17 protein-coding genes are annotated in these 13,644 nt (G+C 60.8%); 10 read left to right on the top strand and 7 right to left on the bottom strand.

The window, feature by feature from the left end; genetic code table 11:
- Nucleotides 1-21: 21 nt before the first annotated feature.
- Nucleotides 22-450 carry a DUF5807 family protein gene (locus ACSFC7_RS01115; protein ID WP_436345924.1) on the bottom strand — a complete coding sequence of 143 codons (429 nt, stop codon included), beginning with the start codon at nucleotides 448-450 and terminating at the stop codon, nucleotides 22-24.
- 127 nt (nucleotides 451-577) lie between these two features.
- On the opposite strand from ACSFC7_RS01115, the gene ACSFC7_RS01110 reads away from it, so the two are divergent.
- Together ACSFC7_RS01110 and ACSFC7_RS01105 are read left to right on the top strand one after the other, a co-directional pair.
- Nucleotides 578-826 carry an AbrB/MazE/SpoVT family DNA-binding domain-containing protein gene (locus ACSFC7_RS01110; RefSeq protein WP_436345923.1) on the top strand — a complete coding sequence of 83 codons (249 nt, stop codon included), beginning with the start codon at nucleotides 578-580 and terminating at the stop codon, nucleotides 824-826.
- Nucleotides 826-1,254 carry a type II toxin-antitoxin system VapC family toxin gene (locus ACSFC7_RS01105; RefSeq protein ID WP_436345922.1) on the top strand — a complete coding sequence of 143 codons (429 nt, stop codon included), beginning with the start codon at nucleotides 826-828 and terminating at the stop codon, nucleotides 1,252-1,254. Before ACSFC7_RS01110 ends, ACSFC7_RS01105 begins: the two co-directional genes overlap by 1 nt.
- A 148-nt stretch (nucleotides 1,255-1,402) precedes the next feature.
- On the opposite strand, the gene ACSFC7_RS01100 is transcribed toward ACSFC7_RS01105, so the two are convergent.
- From ACSFC7_RS01100 to ACSFC7_RS01075, 6 genes are all read right to left on the bottom strand, one after another.
- Complete coding sequence (locus tag ACSFC7_RS01100; RefSeq protein ID WP_436345921.1) at nucleotides 1,403-1,846, bottom strand: DUF7500 family protein; 444 nt, start codon at nucleotides 1,844-1,846, stop codon at nucleotides 1,403-1,405.
- 54 nt (nucleotides 1,847-1,900) lie between these two features.
- A complete protein-coding gene (locus tag ACSFC7_RS01095; RefSeq protein ID WP_436345920.1) occupies nucleotides 1,901-2,596 on the bottom strand; it encodes a twin-arginine translocation signal domain-containing protein in 696 nt (231 codons plus the stop codon).
- Between the two features lie 428 nt (nucleotides 2,597-3,024).
- On the bottom strand, nucleotides 3,025-3,291 hold the full coding sequence (locus ACSFC7_RS01090; RefSeq protein WP_436345919.1) for a hypothetical protein: 267 nt from the start codon (nucleotides 3,289-3,291) through the stop codon (nucleotides 3,025-3,027).
- 31 nt (nucleotides 3,292-3,322) lie between these two features.
- A complete protein-coding gene (locus tag ACSFC7_RS01085) occupies nucleotides 3,323-4,069 on the bottom strand; it encodes an archaellin/type IV pilin N-terminal domain-containing protein (RefSeq protein WP_436345918.1) in 747 nt (248 codons plus the stop codon).
- A gap of 2 nt (nucleotides 4,070-4,071) precedes the next feature.
- Nucleotides 4,072-4,791, bottom strand: a complete 720-nt coding sequence (locus ACSFC7_RS01080; protein ID WP_436345917.1) for an archaellin/type IV pilin N-terminal domain-containing protein — start codon at nucleotides 4,789-4,791, stop codon at nucleotides 4,072-4,074.
- A 3-nt stretch (nucleotides 4,792-4,794) separates the two neighbouring features.
- Nucleotides 4,795-5,496, bottom strand: a complete 702-nt coding sequence (locus ACSFC7_RS01075) for an archaellin/type IV pilin N-terminal domain-containing protein (protein WP_436345916.1) — start codon at nucleotides 5,494-5,496, stop codon at nucleotides 4,795-4,797.
- 440 nt (nucleotides 5,497-5,936) lie between these two features.
- On the opposite strand from ACSFC7_RS01075, the gene ACSFC7_RS01070 reads away from it, so the two are divergent.
- The 8 genes from ACSFC7_RS01070 (at nucleotide 5,937) to ACSFC7_RS01035 (ending at nucleotide 13,630) form a co-directional block, all read left to right on the top strand.
- Nucleotides 5,937-7,055, top strand: a complete 1,119-nt coding sequence (locus tag ACSFC7_RS01070; protein WP_436345915.1) for a FlaD/FlaE family flagellar protein — start codon at nucleotides 5,937-5,939, stop codon at nucleotides 7,053-7,055.
- Between the two features lie 23 nt (nucleotides 7,056-7,078).
- Complete coding sequence (locus tag ACSFC7_RS01065) at nucleotides 7,079-7,534, top strand: flagellin (protein WP_436345914.1); 456 nt, start codon at nucleotides 7,079-7,081, stop codon at nucleotides 7,532-7,534.
- On the top strand, nucleotides 7,524-8,009 hold the full coding sequence (locus ACSFC7_RS01060; RefSeq protein WP_436345913.1) for a flagellar protein G: 486 nt from the start codon (nucleotides 7,524-7,526) through the stop codon (nucleotides 8,007-8,009). The genes ACSFC7_RS01065 and ACSFC7_RS01060 overlap by 11 nt, the downstream gene beginning before the upstream one ends.
- A complete protein-coding gene (locus ACSFC7_RS01055) occupies nucleotides 8,006-8,734 on the top strand; it encodes an ATPase domain-containing protein (RefSeq protein WP_436345912.1) in 729 nt (242 codons plus the stop codon). Before ACSFC7_RS01060 ends, ACSFC7_RS01055 begins: the two co-directional genes overlap by 4 nt.
- Nucleotides 8,735-10,414 (top strand): type II/IV secretion system ATPase subunit, encoded by a 1,680-nt coding sequence (locus ACSFC7_RS01050; protein WP_436345911.1) that lies wholly within the window; start codon nucleotides 8,735-8,737, stop codon nucleotides 10,412-10,414. It begins immediately after the preceding gene.
- Between the two features lie 30 nt (nucleotides 10,415-10,444).
- Nucleotides 10,445-12,202: an archaellar assembly protein FlaJ gene (flaJ, locus tag ACSFC7_RS01045; RefSeq protein WP_436345910.1), complete on the top strand. Its 1,758-nt coding sequence runs from the start codon at nucleotides 10,445-10,447 to the stop codon at nucleotides 12,200-12,202.
- Between the two features lie 125 nt (nucleotides 12,203-12,327).
- Nucleotides 12,328-12,783 carry a FlaD/FlaE family flagellar protein gene (locus ACSFC7_RS01040; protein ID WP_436345909.1) on the top strand — a complete coding sequence of 152 codons (456 nt, stop codon included), beginning with the start codon at nucleotides 12,328-12,330 and terminating at the stop codon, nucleotides 12,781-12,783.
- Nucleotides 12,784-13,129: 346 nt separating this feature from the next.
- The gene (locus ACSFC7_RS01035) at nucleotides 13,130-13,630 is read left to right on the top strand and encodes a helix-turn-helix transcriptional regulator (protein WP_436345908.1); all 501 of its coding nucleotides are present in this window, start codon (nucleotides 13,130-13,132) and stop codon (nucleotides 13,628-13,630) included.
- The last annotated feature ends 14 nt before the right edge of the window (nucleotides 13,631-13,644 follow it).

Raw genomic sequence — 13,644 nt, 5'->3', positions numbered from 1 at the left:
ACGGACCGTGATACCTCTCGATCAGGCGTCGGTCGCGTTCCACCGATCCGAGTACGCCGTTTCGCACGTACACTGCGCGTAGGCGTGAACGACGTCGCCGTCGGCGTAGATCCCGCCGACGTCCTCGTTCTGTTCCTCCGCGAAGGCGAAGACGAACTGGACCGCGTGCGCTTCGTCGTCCGACGCCTTCGGGCACCTCCCACCCGAGAGGTCGTCGTCGATCTCCCCCTCGAGATCCATCGCCGACTTCGCGAACTCCATCGCCTGCGTGCCGGTCGCCGCCTGGAACGCGCTCCGGCCGCGCCCGCCGTCGACGACGATCAGGACGCCGTCCTCGACCCGGTCGCCGAACTGCTCGAGGCGGTCGTCCGAGACGTACGAGTCGGCCAAGAACAGTGCGACGTCGTCGGGTCGCTCGCCGGCTAGGAACTCCTCACGTGCGTTGGTCATAGCGTAAAGTCGTCGCTCGAGGTGGAAAAAGGACCCGTCATACGGTGGCAATACTGACCTCAGTGACGTGTTTTCAGCACGCAAATTAGGCGCCAAATTATTCACTCTGGAGTGTGTAGCCATAGTCATGTCTCGCGGAGTGGAGGACGAAACAACGGTCAACGATAGCTATTCGGTAACGGTTCCAGCAGCAGTCCGACGTGCAGCCGATATCGAGGCTGGCGATAAGCTCCGATGGCGAGTCGACGAAGATGGCACGCTCTCGATCGAAATCGTCAAACAACGGTATGGTGCCTTCTCGGAACTCGAGCCAGTCAATATCGGTGAGACGACGAACGCGGCTGAAGATCACGACTTCGTTGCCGGTGACCACTGATGGCTCGCGTTGTCGTGGACGCAAATGTACTCATCGCGGCTCGACTATCGCGCGATCAGAATCACGAACGGGCACACGCTATCTCACGAGCGTTCGATCAGAACGAGTTGCCGACGGCATACGTGTTGAGCGATGTTCTCGAGGAAGTAGTTAATTATCTTCAGGCGAGGAGTACACACGATGCTGCAGCTCAGACACTCGATGTACTCATCGAAAGCAGTGGTTTCGAAATCGTTCACACTCCGAAGAGCGACTTCGACGCCGGACGGTCGTTGTTTCGACGATACAACTGTCTCTCGCTGACAGATGCTATTATTGCCGCCGCGATGCAGCGGCTCGAACTACAGTATCTGTACTCGTTCGACGACGGCTTCGACGCTATCGATAATATTACCCGACTCACGACAACGGATAACCCGTTCGAATGATCGGCATTCGACGGTAATGGAGAGACGGTCTTATCGCTGTATTGAACAGATATCTCCGACGAAAACTCGAGTCACTGGATTAGCCGAGTCGACCGCACCGAAAAACGAGCCCTGCGCCGGGCATTCCCCGTGGCGTCCGCCCGCCCTGTCAGCGTGAGGGCGGCGCAACGTCGAGATCCGACGCGGCAAGCATGACCTCCAGCGCCTCGCTCGGCGACAGGTCGTCGTCGAGCTGGCTCGCGTACCAGGTCAGGAGGTCCTCGAACACCTCGCGGACGTCGTGCGACGTCGCGTGGTGGTGTGCGATTTCCCCGTCGGTTTTCAGCGTGATGTCGACCCCGTGCGGTTCGGCCGCGTCGACGAGCGGGCTGTCCGTCGACTGATCGGACGGATTCGACTCGAGGCGCGCGGGACTCGAGTCGGCGTCCGTAGCGACCGCGGCGGCGTCGGCCGCCGGCATCTCGGCCGTCGCGCCCGCTCCGTCCGATCGGACGAGATAGCGGTTCTCGCTGAGCTTGGCGACGTTGTCGTCCTCGAGTTGCAACTCCTCGGGGGTGAGAACGCCGTCGTCTTGGGTGGGGTCGGGGGTCATGAGTTCTCGGAACGTATTCGGACGGTCGTTCGATCAGCAGTGCCGTGTCGTCGATCAGTCGTCACTTTCGGTCTCGTTCTCGTCCAGGTCGACGTCTTCCTCCGGGGGTTCCTCCGGATTCTGGTCGTCTTCGACGGCCTCGACGTCTTCCTCGTAGACTTTCGTGTTCAGGATCTTGTTCCAGAGGGTGAACGCGTCCGAATCGAAGCCGCCATCGGCGGTCTCGTTACCAGCGGTTTCGTTACCTTCAGTTTCGTTTCCGGCGTCGGCCGTCGCCGACTCGTTGGCGTCTAGTCCCTCGTCCGCCTCGCCGCTGTCGTGTTGGTGGATCCACTCGGTGTCGATCCCCCAGCCGAGTGCCTGGCCGTCGAAGGGGTTCGAAATCTCCGAGTAGAGGAACTCGATCTCCGAGCCGCGCTGGATCAGCGCCTGTTTGTAAATCTCGTAGACGATCGTGATTTCCTCGTTGGAGTCGCTGACGGTCTCCGCTTCGGAGCGGTAGGTCAGAAGCAGTTCGTCGTCTTCGCGAAGGAGTTCCTCGACCTCGATTCCGTGTTCCTCGAGGAAGTAGTAGAACTCGCCGGGCGATCCCTCGCGGGGCTCGGACGGTTCGACGGGGTCGATCCGGTTCGAGGGCGAGCCGCCGCCGAGCGAGCTGAGACACCCGGCTGCGGCGATCGTCGCGGTCGTACCGGCAGCGGCGCCGAGAAACCGTCGTCGCGAGGGACTGTGAAGGGGGCCGTCCGTCATGAGTTTCTCTCGAGGCGGTACCTGCAAAAAGACCCGGACGATATCGAGCGGTGAGTTGTGAATCTGGCGCGTCTCGATTCGGGTACTCCTATGGAGGTTCGAAATTCCGTGTCCGATCAACTGGTCGATACCGCTCGAGAACCCTCTGAGAGTTCGATCGAGAAAACGCCGAGAATTCAATCGGCGTCGAAAGCGAGACACGCCGTATCCCTGTATCGCATACCGTTGTGTCCCTGTATTGCGACTTCTGTTACGAAGCGTGTGTGATCGACGGGTCAGACCTCGAGATCGGACGCAGCCAGCGTGGCCTGCAGCACTTCGTGTGGCGCATGTCGTCGGGCTGGCTGGCATCTCAGGTCAGGAAGTCTACGAACACCTCGCGGAGTCATGTGATGTCGTACGATGGTGTGTGACCCCGCCGTCTGTTTTTAGCGTGATGGTGACCCCGCGCGGTTCGGTCGCGTCGGCGAGACGCTGGTGTGTCGAGTGGTCGGACGTGTTCGACTCGAGATGCGTGGGAGTCGAGTCGATGCCCGTGGTGATCGTCGCGGCGTTACCGGCATCTCGGCTGCGGTGTCCGTTCCGTCCGACTGGACGGGATAGCAATTCTCACTCAGTTTGGCGACGTTGTCGTCCTCGAGTTGCAACTCCTCGGGGGTGAGAATGCCGTCGTCCTGTGTTGGTTCGGGGGTCATGGTGTGTTTGTGTGTGAAGGTGGTCGTCTGATTAGACCTGAACGACTTGTTTGTCACCGAAGGTCGACGGGACACTGATACCGTAGGTGAACTGGGCACCGGATTGGTCGGTCAGCGATACCGTTGCACTGTCACCGCCCTCCAGACCGACGCCTGAGAGGTCACCTGCAAGCGTTGCTGCATCCGAGTTGCTATCTGTCCCGGCTTCGATGGCGCTGATATAGAGCGTGATTTTCACGCGATCCTCCGTGTCGATGAGTTCGTCATCACCATTGCTACCTGCAACGGAGTTCGTAGCGAATTGTGTTGCGTTTGCAGATGCATCGACAACGATAGGATCGCCGCTATCATCGAATGCAATATCTGCGTCGTTTCCACCGTGCGTGAGGGTTTCATCAGTTCGATCACTCGTGTACTGAACCGTCATCGAACTCAGATCGATCGACTCCGAACCTGCCGATTTCATTACCGTGAGCTCGACAACATCTACGTAATCCTCGCCGCCATGATCGATCGTTTCTGGCTCTGTTGCACTAGGATTCACCTCCATCCCATGCGTTGCGTTGATATTTCCGATCCCGTGTTTAACTTCGATTTGATTTGCAACCGCTTCCTGGGTCTCGGAGCCAGTATCGGATGCCTGGGTTTGCAGGACACCAGCAGTGTTAATTAACACGCCGGCTGCAATCGCTGCGACCAGCACCATCGCGATAAACACGATGAGGGTACCGATACCCACCTGTCCACGTTCGTTCCTATCGGTAACTGCTTCGAACATGGTTAGACCTCCACGACCTTTTTGTTACCGAACGTGGATGGAACGCTGATGCCGTAGGTGAACTGTGCACCGGACTGGTCGGTCAGCGATACCGTTGCACTGTCTCCGCCCTCGAGACCTTCGTTACTGAAGCTCTCGTAACCATCGCTGTCGGCTTCAATTGCAGTGACGAATAGCGTGATCGTCACTCGATCCTCGGTATCGATGAGTTCGTCGTCAGCGTTGTCGCCTGCAACAGCATTTGTTCCGAACGTTGATGATGTCGCGTCGCCATCAAGCTGGCCGTCTTCATCCGCGTCGGCAAAGAGGCCATTTTCAGTCGCACCATGTGTTAACGTTTGGTCAGTTGTGTCACTGGTATACTGGATGGTCATCGACGAGAGGTCGATCGACTCTGACCCGGCCGATTTCATCACCGTTAGATTTACCACGTCCACAAATTCGGTGTCAGCGTCGTAATCGATGCTGCGGGAATTTGTAGTATCTAGCTCTACACCGTCTAGCTTTTTAATTTCGCCGACACCATGAACGACTTCGATCTGATTCGCGACCGCTTCCTGAGTTTCGGAACCAGTGTCAGAGGCTTGCGTCTGCAGTACACCTGCGGTGTTGATTAACACGCCGGCTGCGATTGCGGCAACCAGCACCATCGCGATGAACACGATGAGGGTACCGATACCTACTTGCCCACGTTCATTACTATCTGTGATTGCTTCAAACATGAATCAGACCTCTACGACCTCTTTGTTACCGAAGGTCGATGGAACGCTGATGCCGTAGGTGAACTGTGCACCGGACTGGTCGGTCAGCGAAATAGTCGCGCTACCGCCGCCTTCAAGTCCCTCATCCACAAGCTCGTCTCCCCCGTAGGTGTCAGTTCCTGCCTCGATCGCACCGACGAAGAGAGTAACTCTTACGCGGTCCTCTGTGTCAATTAGTTCGTCATCCGCGTTATCACCTGCGACGGCAGTCGTCGAAAATGTGTCGGAGGTTGCCGCACCGGTGAGAGCGGAACCATCCCCATCGATTGCAACGCCCGTCTCGTGCGTCAGTGTTTGATCGGTGGAATCACTGGTGTACTGGATCGTCATCGACGAGAGGTCGATCGAGTCCGACCCCGCTGATTTCATCACCGTGATTTCGACTACGTCTACGATATCGCCAGTATGGCTGTAGTCAACGGTACCATCACTGTTTATGTCCTGTTCATCGTTCACTTCACCGACTGCGTGCACGACCTCGATCTGATTCGCAACCGCTTCCTGTGTCTCCGACCCGGTGTCGGAGGCTTGACTCTGCAGTACCCCTGCCGTATTGATCAGGACACCCGCGGCGATCGCCGCCACGAGGACCATTGCGATGAACACGATCAGGGTACCGATACCGACCTGGCCGCGTTCTTCGTCGTCTGTTATTGTTTCGAACATAGTGTGTACACCCTGCGTGCCGGACTCGCCCGCGACGCGTCACACCCTGTGAAACGCGCTCGAGTGCCCACCTGGACACCCACTGCCGACCTGACGGGCCGAGCCCGTCGCTCCCTCGTCGGGCGTGGCGACGGAACACGGACTGTGCCCCGTCGAAGGCCGGAGTGTGGCGAGATGATTGGCATCACAGTATCTGGGGATGCACCCCGGCGATGACAACGAATAGGTAGCCTATCAAGCTCTGTACCATTTCACCGAGCGTATCGAGACTCGACTCACGTCTCGAAACGCGGCGCGAACTCGAGCGAACCCCTATAGGACCCGACTCGCTACTGGGGAGTAGCATGATCGTGCGACGTGGAATACGGGGCCGCACCGCTCGCGGCCGGCAGGGCCTCGAGTCGCGCTCCCCGCCGCGTCGCGACCCCGTGTAGGTGACAATGAATTTCGGACTCCAGACGTTCCGCGAGCTCATCGAAGACTTCCTCGCCAGTAGCGGCGGCCGTCGGGGTCGCGACCGCGAGGACCGACGCGAGGCGGGCGATGCGTTCGACGAGGAGTCCGAGCCCGCGACGGACGCCCAGTCCGATGCGTCGGAGACGACCGTCGAGGACGACGCCGAGTCCGAATCCGAGGACGGCGGCAAGGGTGGCGGCCTCTTCAACCGCGGATCTGGTGACGATGCGGACGAGGTCGACGACCTCCTCTATCGGATTCAGGAACTCGAGGAGGAACTCGAGTCCAAGGAGTCCACGCTGGGGACGGTGCAGGATTCCCAGCAGCAGGTCGCCGAGCAGGTCGAAGAGGTGAACGATACGGTCCGCCAGCTACTCGGCGTCTACGACATGGTGACGGACGACGTCAATCCGTTCACGGGCGCGGGCGAGGAGGAGAACGGCTTCGGCGTCTTCGGCGAGAAAGAGGACAACAACGACGGAACGAGCGGATTCGGTCTCGCGTCGGCCGCCGACTCGTCCGCCGGCTCGAGTACCGAAGACGAGACGGTCTCGTTCGACGATCTGAAGGGCGCACTCGAGAACGCGGCCCAGGCCCAGGCCGACGGCGGACGGACGATCACGTTCGACGAGGATGAGCGGTTCGAGCGGGACGACGAGAGTGATACGCGCGTAGAGGTTCAGGCGACCGAGAGCGTCGACGACCCGGACGCCGAGACCGACGAGAATCAGACCGATAGCGTGGACGACGAGGATCCGGACGACGTTACGCTCACGACGCTCGCGGACACGTACGCGACCGATATCATCGTCTTCGAGTGGCTCACCCAACTGGTCCGGACGGCCGGGTCGGCGGCGACGCTGCGGGCGATCTCCTACTACGCCGAGATCGGCTGGATTGACGAGGAGGTCAAAACCCACCTCGAGGGCGTGCTCAGCGGCCCGGATCTCGACATTCACGTCGATCCGGAGACGACGCCCGAGGAGTTGACCGCCGAGGATCACGCCGACAGCTACACGTACATCATGAAACTGCAGGAGATCCACCGGACGAAACGGGAGGTCGAGCCGAAGCAGACGACGACCTCGGGGCCGGGTCCATGACGGGACGACGGAGGTGACCGGACGTGGGATTCAGTACCAGCGGCGCGACGGCGGTAATTCTCGTCGGCATGCTCGTGGCCGTCGGCATCGCCTACCCGGTACTGCAGGGAGCCCACGAGAACCGACTGTCGGCGATCGACGACCGCGACGAACGAACGCTCGAGCTTCGTAATAGCGATATCGAACTCGAGGAGGCTCGGTTCAACGAAACCAGCGACGAACTCACCGTGAACGTGACCAACACCGGTTCGACGACGCTGTCGGTACCGGCGACGGATCTGCTCGTCGACGGCGTCTACCGGAGCGTCGGCGAGGACGAGACCGCCGTCGACGGGATTGCGGACAGAGAACTCTGGCAACCCGGTGAGACGCTCTCGATCACCGTCGTGATCGACGACACCGACGACCCACCGGAACGAGTGAAGGTCGTCACCGAGCACGGTATCGCCGAGACGGCGGAGGTGACCCATGTCGAGTGAATCGATCTCGTCGCTGATCCTCTTTATCGCCGCGATGCTCGTCGCGGCGGCCGTCGCCGGGACGCTCGTGACGACGGTGACCGACGTCAGCGGCTCGATCGATACCCACAGCGACGGGGTCAGAGAGCAGATCGATACCGATATCGAGATCATCAGCGATCCGGGCAGCGACGCAGTGTACGACGCAGACGTGGACAACGGAACGATCTCGGTCCTCGTCAAGAACACCGGCCAGAAGACCCTCGCCGACGACGGGAGCGGTCTGGACGTACTCGTCAACGGTGAGTACGTCACGAGCGAGGAGTTCGACGTCGTACTCCACGATGCCGACGACGAACCGAACAGCTGGCGACACGACGTCGTCGCCGAACTCGAGATCCCCGACCAGAGTCTCGAGACCGGCGAGGAACACCGAGTCACAGTCATCGTCAACGGCCAGACGGAAACGCTCGAGTTCTACGTGCCCCAACCATGACCGACTACTACTCCATCGGACTGACCGACAGCGACCGCGTGAATACCGCCATCGGCGGCGGCATCCCCGAGGGGAGCATCGTGCTCATCGAGGGCGAGGACGGCGCCGGCAAGAGCGCGCTCTCCCAGCGCTTTTCCTACGGGATGGCGACGGAGGAGGCCTACGTCACCTACATCTCCACGGAGCTCGAGTCCTGGGAGTTCGTCCAGCAGATGCACTCGCTGTCCTACGACGTGGTCGACCTGTTGTTAGACGAGCGGATGCTCTTCCTGCACGCGAACGTCGACACGCACGACGAGGGTACCGAGCGCCAACTGCTCGCGCGGCTCGCGAGCGCGGAGACGCTCTGGAAGGCCGACGTGGTCTACGTCGATACCCTCTCCGCGCTCCTGCGGAACGACCCCAACTACGAGGCCGTCATCGAAGAGGGCGACGAGGACCACGTCATCCAGCGACTGGTCACCTTCCTCCGGCACGTGACCATGCAGGACAAGACCGTCGTGTTGACGATCGACCCGACGAGCGTCCGCGACGACGCGTTGCGGCCGCTGCGGAACACGGCCGATATCTACTTCCAGATAGAGACGAACACGGTCGGACAGGAGATTCGACGGAACGTCCTCGTCCGTCGGTTCCAGAACATGAAAACGCCAGTCGACGACTCGATCGGGTTCAACGTCCAGCAGGGACGCGGCATCTCGATCGTCAGCAGGACGGTGGCATAGATGTCCGATTTCGGCACTGCGCGACTCGAGAACGAGCTGGACGCACTGGCGAGCGAATACCCCCACCTCCGGGAACATCTCGACCGGTTCTACGAGGAGTACAACGAGTACCCGAAACTCATCGACGAACCGTCGGGCGAGTGGGAGTCCCACCGACCGAACGTCATCTACGAGGCCGAGGCGCCGATCTTCTGTCACGTCCACGGCGATCTGGGGATCACGACGACCTACTACTGCGTCGAGCCGACCCTCGAGGACGAGGACACGGCGCTGTACGACAAGATCCGGCGGCGGATCCTCGACAAGAGCGTTACGCGGCCCGCACCCGGCAACAACGAGGAGTTCGAGGAACACCTGGACGAACTGTTGGACGACGTCGTCGAGATCACCTCGGGAATCACCGGCCAGTCGATCGGCCGGCTCAAATCCCTCGGCGGGAGCAAGATCTCGCTCTCGCGGGACCAGTTCGACCGGTTGCGCTACCAGCTCCAGCGGGACATCGTCGGCCTCGGCCCGCTCGAGCCGGTGATGGTCGACACGGCCAACGAGGACATTCACGTCATCGGGCCCGAGCAGTGTTACCTCGATCACGGCACCTACGGCATGATCTCGGCGACGGTCGACTTCGGCACGCCCGAGGAGTTCGAACAGTGGCTGCGCAACATGGGCGAGCGGATGAACCACCCGGTCAGCGACTCCGATCCCGTCATCGACGCGACGCTGCCCGACGGCTCGCGTATCAACATTATCTACTCCGACGACGTCTCCGTGCAGGGTCCCTCGCTGACGATCCGTCAGGGCGAGGAGATCCCGCTGTCGGTCTTCCAGATCACGAAGTGGGGGACGATCTCGCCGGAGCTCGCGGCGTACCTCTGGCTCTGTCTCGAGAACGAGCAGACGGTGTTCGTCGTCGGCGAGACGGCGTCGGGGAAGACGACGACGCTGAACGCCGCCCTCTCGTTCATCCCGCGAGACGCGAAGATCTACACCGCGGAGGACACCGCGGAGGTCATTCCGCCCCACGACACCTGGCAGCAACTCCTCACCCGCGAGGGGTCGGGCGACGAGTCCGCGGACGTCGACATGTTCGACCTCGTCGCGGCCGCCCTCCGATCGCGACCCGACTACATCATCGTGGGTGAGGTTCGCGGGGCGGAGGGACAGATGGCGTTCCAGGCGGCCCAGACCGGCCACCCCGTCATGCTGACCTTCCACGCCAGCGACATCGTCTCGATGATCCAGCGGTTTACCGGGGCGCCGATCAACGTCCCCGAGACGTTCATGGACAACTGCGACGTTGCCCTGTTCCAGAACCGGGTCAAGCAGGGCGACGACGTCCTCCGGCGCGTCACGTCGGTCCAGGAGATCGAGGGCTACTCCGACTACGAGGGCGGGGTCGTCACCCGACAGGCGTTCAAGTGGGACCCCCGCGACGACGACGTCGCCTTCACGGGACGAAACAACTCCTACGTCCTGGAGGAACAGATCGCGACGCTGCTGGGCTATCAGGACACCCGCGAGATCTACGACGAACTCGACCGTCGCGCCGAGATCATCCGTCAACTCATCGACGCCGACGTGCTCGGCTACCACGAGGTCAACGACGCCATCGCCGACTTCCAGCGCGACGGCCTCGAGGGGCTCCCGATCCAGATCCGGGGGATCGATCAGTTCGCCTGAGCGACGACCCGAGACACCTTTACACCGCCAATGTCGACAGAATCCCAACCCGCGCCCGATATGAGCGCCCGTTCGGCACTCCAGTCGCTCAACACGGCGTACGCGAACATGGAGATGTCCACCGAGCGATATCTGCTGCTCGTGATCGGGCCCGCGTTCGGCATCTTCGTCGGCGCGGCCGTCCTCACGTTCGCGCCCGGGCTCCCGCTGTTCGTCGCGCTCCCGGTCGTGTTGTTCGGGCTCCTGTTCGTGGTCGTCGCGATCATCTACCCGAAGCTCGCGCAGGATCGCAAGCGAAAGCAGGTTCGCCAGCGCTTTCACCTCTTTCTGACCCACATCACCGTCCTCTCGATGACGAACATCAACCGCGTCGAGATCTTTCGGACGCTCGCCGAGGAAGACGAGTACGACGCGCTCGCCGAGGAGATGGGCTATCTCGTCGCGCTGGTCGACACCTGGAACATGAGTTTGGACGACGCCTGTCGGCTCCGGGCCAAACAGACCTCGAGTCCGCTCCTGACCGACTTTCTGGAGCGACTCGCGTACACGGTCGGTGGCGGCCAGGGGATCGACGAGTTCCTGATCGAAGAACAGGACACGATCATCCAGCAGTTCGTCACCCGCTACGAGGCCGATCTGGCGAAACTCGACGTCATGAAGGAGCTGTACATGTCGATGATGCTGTCGGTGTCGTTCGTCCTCGTGTTCGCGATCGTGCTGCCGATCCTGGTCGGGATCAGCCCGACGCTGCTCATCCTCGGCACGATCGCCATGTTCGGGATCGTGCAGGTGGCGTTCGTGTACGCGATTCACGTCGTCTCGCCGTACGATCCCCTCTGGTACATCGAGGAGACCGCCGGAGTCGGCCCGCTGTCACGGATTCCTCGGGCGCTCGCGATCGGTATCGGGAGCAGTCTCCTTCTCGCGATCGCCGTCCTGCTCGTCCTGCTCGGACTCCTCCCGATCGCTGCCGACCGGATCCCGCTGCCGGTCCTGACGGCGATCCCGGTGACGCCGTTACTCCTGCCCGGGTGGCGGATGCGTCAGGAGGAGGGTAAGGTGAAGGTCCGCGACGGGGAGTTTCCCAGCTTCATCCGGGCGCTGGGTGCCGTCGAGAGCGTCAAACAGACCTCGACGGGGAACGTCTTGGAGAGCCTGCGACGAAAGGACTTCGGCGCGCTGACGGCGAACGTCGACGCCCTCTACAAGCGACTCAACATGCGGATCGACGACATCCGTTCGTGGCGGCTGTTCGCCGCCGAAACCGGCTCCTACCTCATCCAGAAGTTCGGCGACATGTACGTCGTCGGCCGCCAGATGGGTGGCGATCCGAAGGTGCTGGGTAAGGTGATCAGTCAGAACCAGAACCAGGTGCTCAAAGTCCGCGAACAACGCCAGCAGGCGACGACGACGCTGACCGGCGTCCTCTACGGCATCACGGCCGCGAGCGTCTTCGCCTTCTTCATCGGCCTCGAGGTCGTCGAGATTATGATGGAGATCACGACCGAGATGGATTTCGGCGCCGGAAGCGGCGGCGAGGGCGCCGGCGTAAGCGGCGGTGGTGTCGCGAGCAACCTCCTCCACACCGAACAGTACGACCTCGGTGCCATCGAGTACCTCCTGATCATGACCGTTCTGATCAACGCGATGCTCTCGTCGATCATGATCCGGATCACCGACCGCGGACACATGATCAGCAGTCTGGTTCACTTCGTCCTCCTGACCTGGCTCGGCGCGATCATCGCCGTCGTGACGCAGTACGTCGTCAACGCCGTCATCGCCGTCTAACTAATTCCGGCGCAGAGACCGCTTCGGACCGCAGTAACGGGCGACTCACTCCTCGTAATCGGACGAACCTTCTTGATAGTTCCGGCACTGTCATCGGTATAGACCGGCCACTCCGGCCACCTACCATGTCAGGATCACAACCGTACCTCGAGACGCTCGAACGATCGGCCGGGCGAACCGACGCGACCATCCAGTGGGCCCGGTTTCTCGGCGAAACATTCGGCACCACGGGTGCGTTGAACTGCCTGCGTTACTACGAAGACCTCGGCTGGATCAGTTCGCTCGTCCGCGAACAGATGACCTCCTACCTGCGCGGGCTCTCGCTCGGCGAGATTCACAACAAACGCTACGACGAACCGACCACCCTCGACTACCCCCTCGAGTCGCTCAGCGGGACGCTCTTTAGCGCCCACGCCCAGAGCCTCGAGTACATCGCGAAGATCAGAGGGGACGATCTCGAGGAGCACGTCATGATCGCTCGGATGGCCGAACGTCGGGTCGAACGACAGATCGACGAGGAGGAGACGACCGACGAACCGAACGAGATGGTTAGCATCATTCGCGAAGAGCCGTCCACGTAATGGTCATTCATTTGGCCATCGGCCAAAACCCTTATCATAAGTAATCCTCCGGCACACATAACAAATCATGTGGTCACTATTGCTGTTGTGATTTGAATGATCAACGTATTCAAAACGAAATCGGTATCGAGTCACAAACAACGGCAGATAATATAGTTATTTTATAAATCAAGAGAGATTGTACTTACGGATTTATTGTCTGTTCGACTCCCTGCTATTTAATATATGGCGGTTCCAGTAACTCAGTAGTCGTGAGTAGTGGTCGTCCGCCAGCGGTTCGTCGGCAGTGCGTGGTCGACGGGTGCGTCGACGGTCCTTCTCACGAACCCCCAACTGGTGATCGTCAATGCGTGAGGATATACCCGATACGGAGTCCGTCTTCGACGACCTGTCGAGGGCGGCGACTGCAGATGAGCAGTCGGAATCGTACACTATCTCCTTGGGAACGACCGACGAGTCGTCCAAGGACGTCGAGCGCGAACTCGACGAGCTGATGGCCGAGGTGAACGCGGCGTTGCCGACCGACGACGTGCAGTTCGACGAGGCGATAATCAAGGAGAATCTCGACGAGATTCTGCTGATGCTCATCGCCCTGCACGAAGAGACCCACGGGAAGGAACTGCTCTCGGATCTGACCCACCTGTTCGGTGCCCAGCTCAGTCCGGGCACCGTCTACCCGAGTCTGCACACTCTGGAAGAGGCGGACGTGCTATCGATGCACGCGAAGGTACGAACCAAGGAGTACTCGATCGACGACGAGGAGTACGTTCGTGCGACCGTCGAGCGAACGATGGTCCAGCATCTGGCCTTCGGGCTGTTGCTGTACGCGTTCCTGCCGCGACTCTAGACCGGTCGCTGTGC

Source organism: Natronorubrum halobium, assembly GCF_051351675.1.
In the GTDB taxonomy this organism is placed as follows: Archaea; Halobacteriota; Halobacteria; order Halobacteriales; family Natrialbaceae; genus Natronorubrum.
This window is presented reverse-complemented; position numbering and strand designations above follow the sequence as displayed.

What these genes read in the sequence shown, in the direction of transcription:
- ACSFC7_RS01105 (WP_436345922.1), top strand. Translation starts at nt 826, where the DNA reads ATGGCTCGCGTTGTCGTGGACGCAAATGTACTCATCGCGGCTCGACTA.
- ACSFC7_RS01095 (WP_436345920.1), bottom strand. Translation starts at nt 2,596, where the DNA reads ATGACGGACGGCCCCCTTCACAGTCCCTCGCGACGACGGTTTCTCGGC.
- ACSFC7_RS01035 (WP_436345908.1), top strand. Translation starts at nt 13,130, where the DNA reads ATGCGTGAGGATATACCCGATACGGAGTCCGTCTTCGACGACCTGTCG.
- ACSFC7_RS01070 (WP_436345915.1), top strand. Translation starts at nt 5,937, where the DNA reads ATGAATTTCGGACTCCAGACGTTCCGCGAGCTCATCGAAGACTTCCTC.
- flaJ (WP_436345910.1), top strand. Translation starts at nt 10,445, where the DNA reads ATGTCGACAGAATCCCAACCCGCGCCCGATATGAGCGCCCGTTCGGCA.
- ACSFC7_RS01055 (WP_436345912.1), top strand. Translation starts at nt 8,006, where the DNA reads ATGACCGACTACTACTCCATCGGACTGACCGACAGCGACCGCGTGAAT.
- ACSFC7_RS01115 (WP_436345924.1), bottom strand. Translation starts at nt 450, where the DNA reads ATGACCAACGCACGTGAGGAGTTCCTAGCCGGCGAGCGACCCGACGAC.
- ACSFC7_RS01050 (WP_436345911.1), top strand. Translation starts at nt 8,735, where the DNA reads ATGTCCGATTTCGGCACTGCGCGACTCGAGAACGAGCTGGACGCACTG.
- ACSFC7_RS01090 (WP_436345919.1), bottom strand. Translation starts at nt 3,291, where the DNA reads ATGACCCCCGAACCAACACAGGACGACGGCATTCTCACCCCCGAGGAG.
- ACSFC7_RS01085 (WP_436345918.1), bottom strand. Translation starts at nt 4,069, where the DNA reads ATGTTCGAAGCAGTTACCGATAGGAACGAACGTGGACAGGTGGGTATC.
- ACSFC7_RS01080 (WP_436345917.1), bottom strand. Translation starts at nt 4,791, where the DNA reads ATGTTTGAAGCAATCACAGATAGTAATGAACGTGGGCAAGTAGGTATC.
- ACSFC7_RS01040 (WP_436345909.1), top strand. Translation starts at nt 12,328, where the DNA reads ATGTCAGGATCACAACCGTACCTCGAGACGCTCGAACGATCGGCCGGG.
- ACSFC7_RS01060 (WP_436345913.1), top strand. Translation starts at nt 7,524, where the DNA reads ATGTCGAGTGAATCGATCTCGTCGCTGATCCTCTTTATCGCCGCGATG.
- ACSFC7_RS01110 (WP_436345923.1), top strand. Translation starts at nt 578, where the DNA reads ATGTCTCGCGGAGTGGAGGACGAAACAACGGTCAACGATAGCTATTCG.
- ACSFC7_RS01075 (WP_436345916.1), bottom strand. Translation starts at nt 5,496, where the DNA reads ATGTTCGAAACAATAACAGACGACGAAGAACGCGGCCAGGTCGGTATC.
- ACSFC7_RS01100 (WP_436345921.1), bottom strand. Translation starts at nt 1,846, where the DNA reads ATGACCCCCGACCCCACCCAAGACGACGGCGTTCTCACCCCCGAGGAG.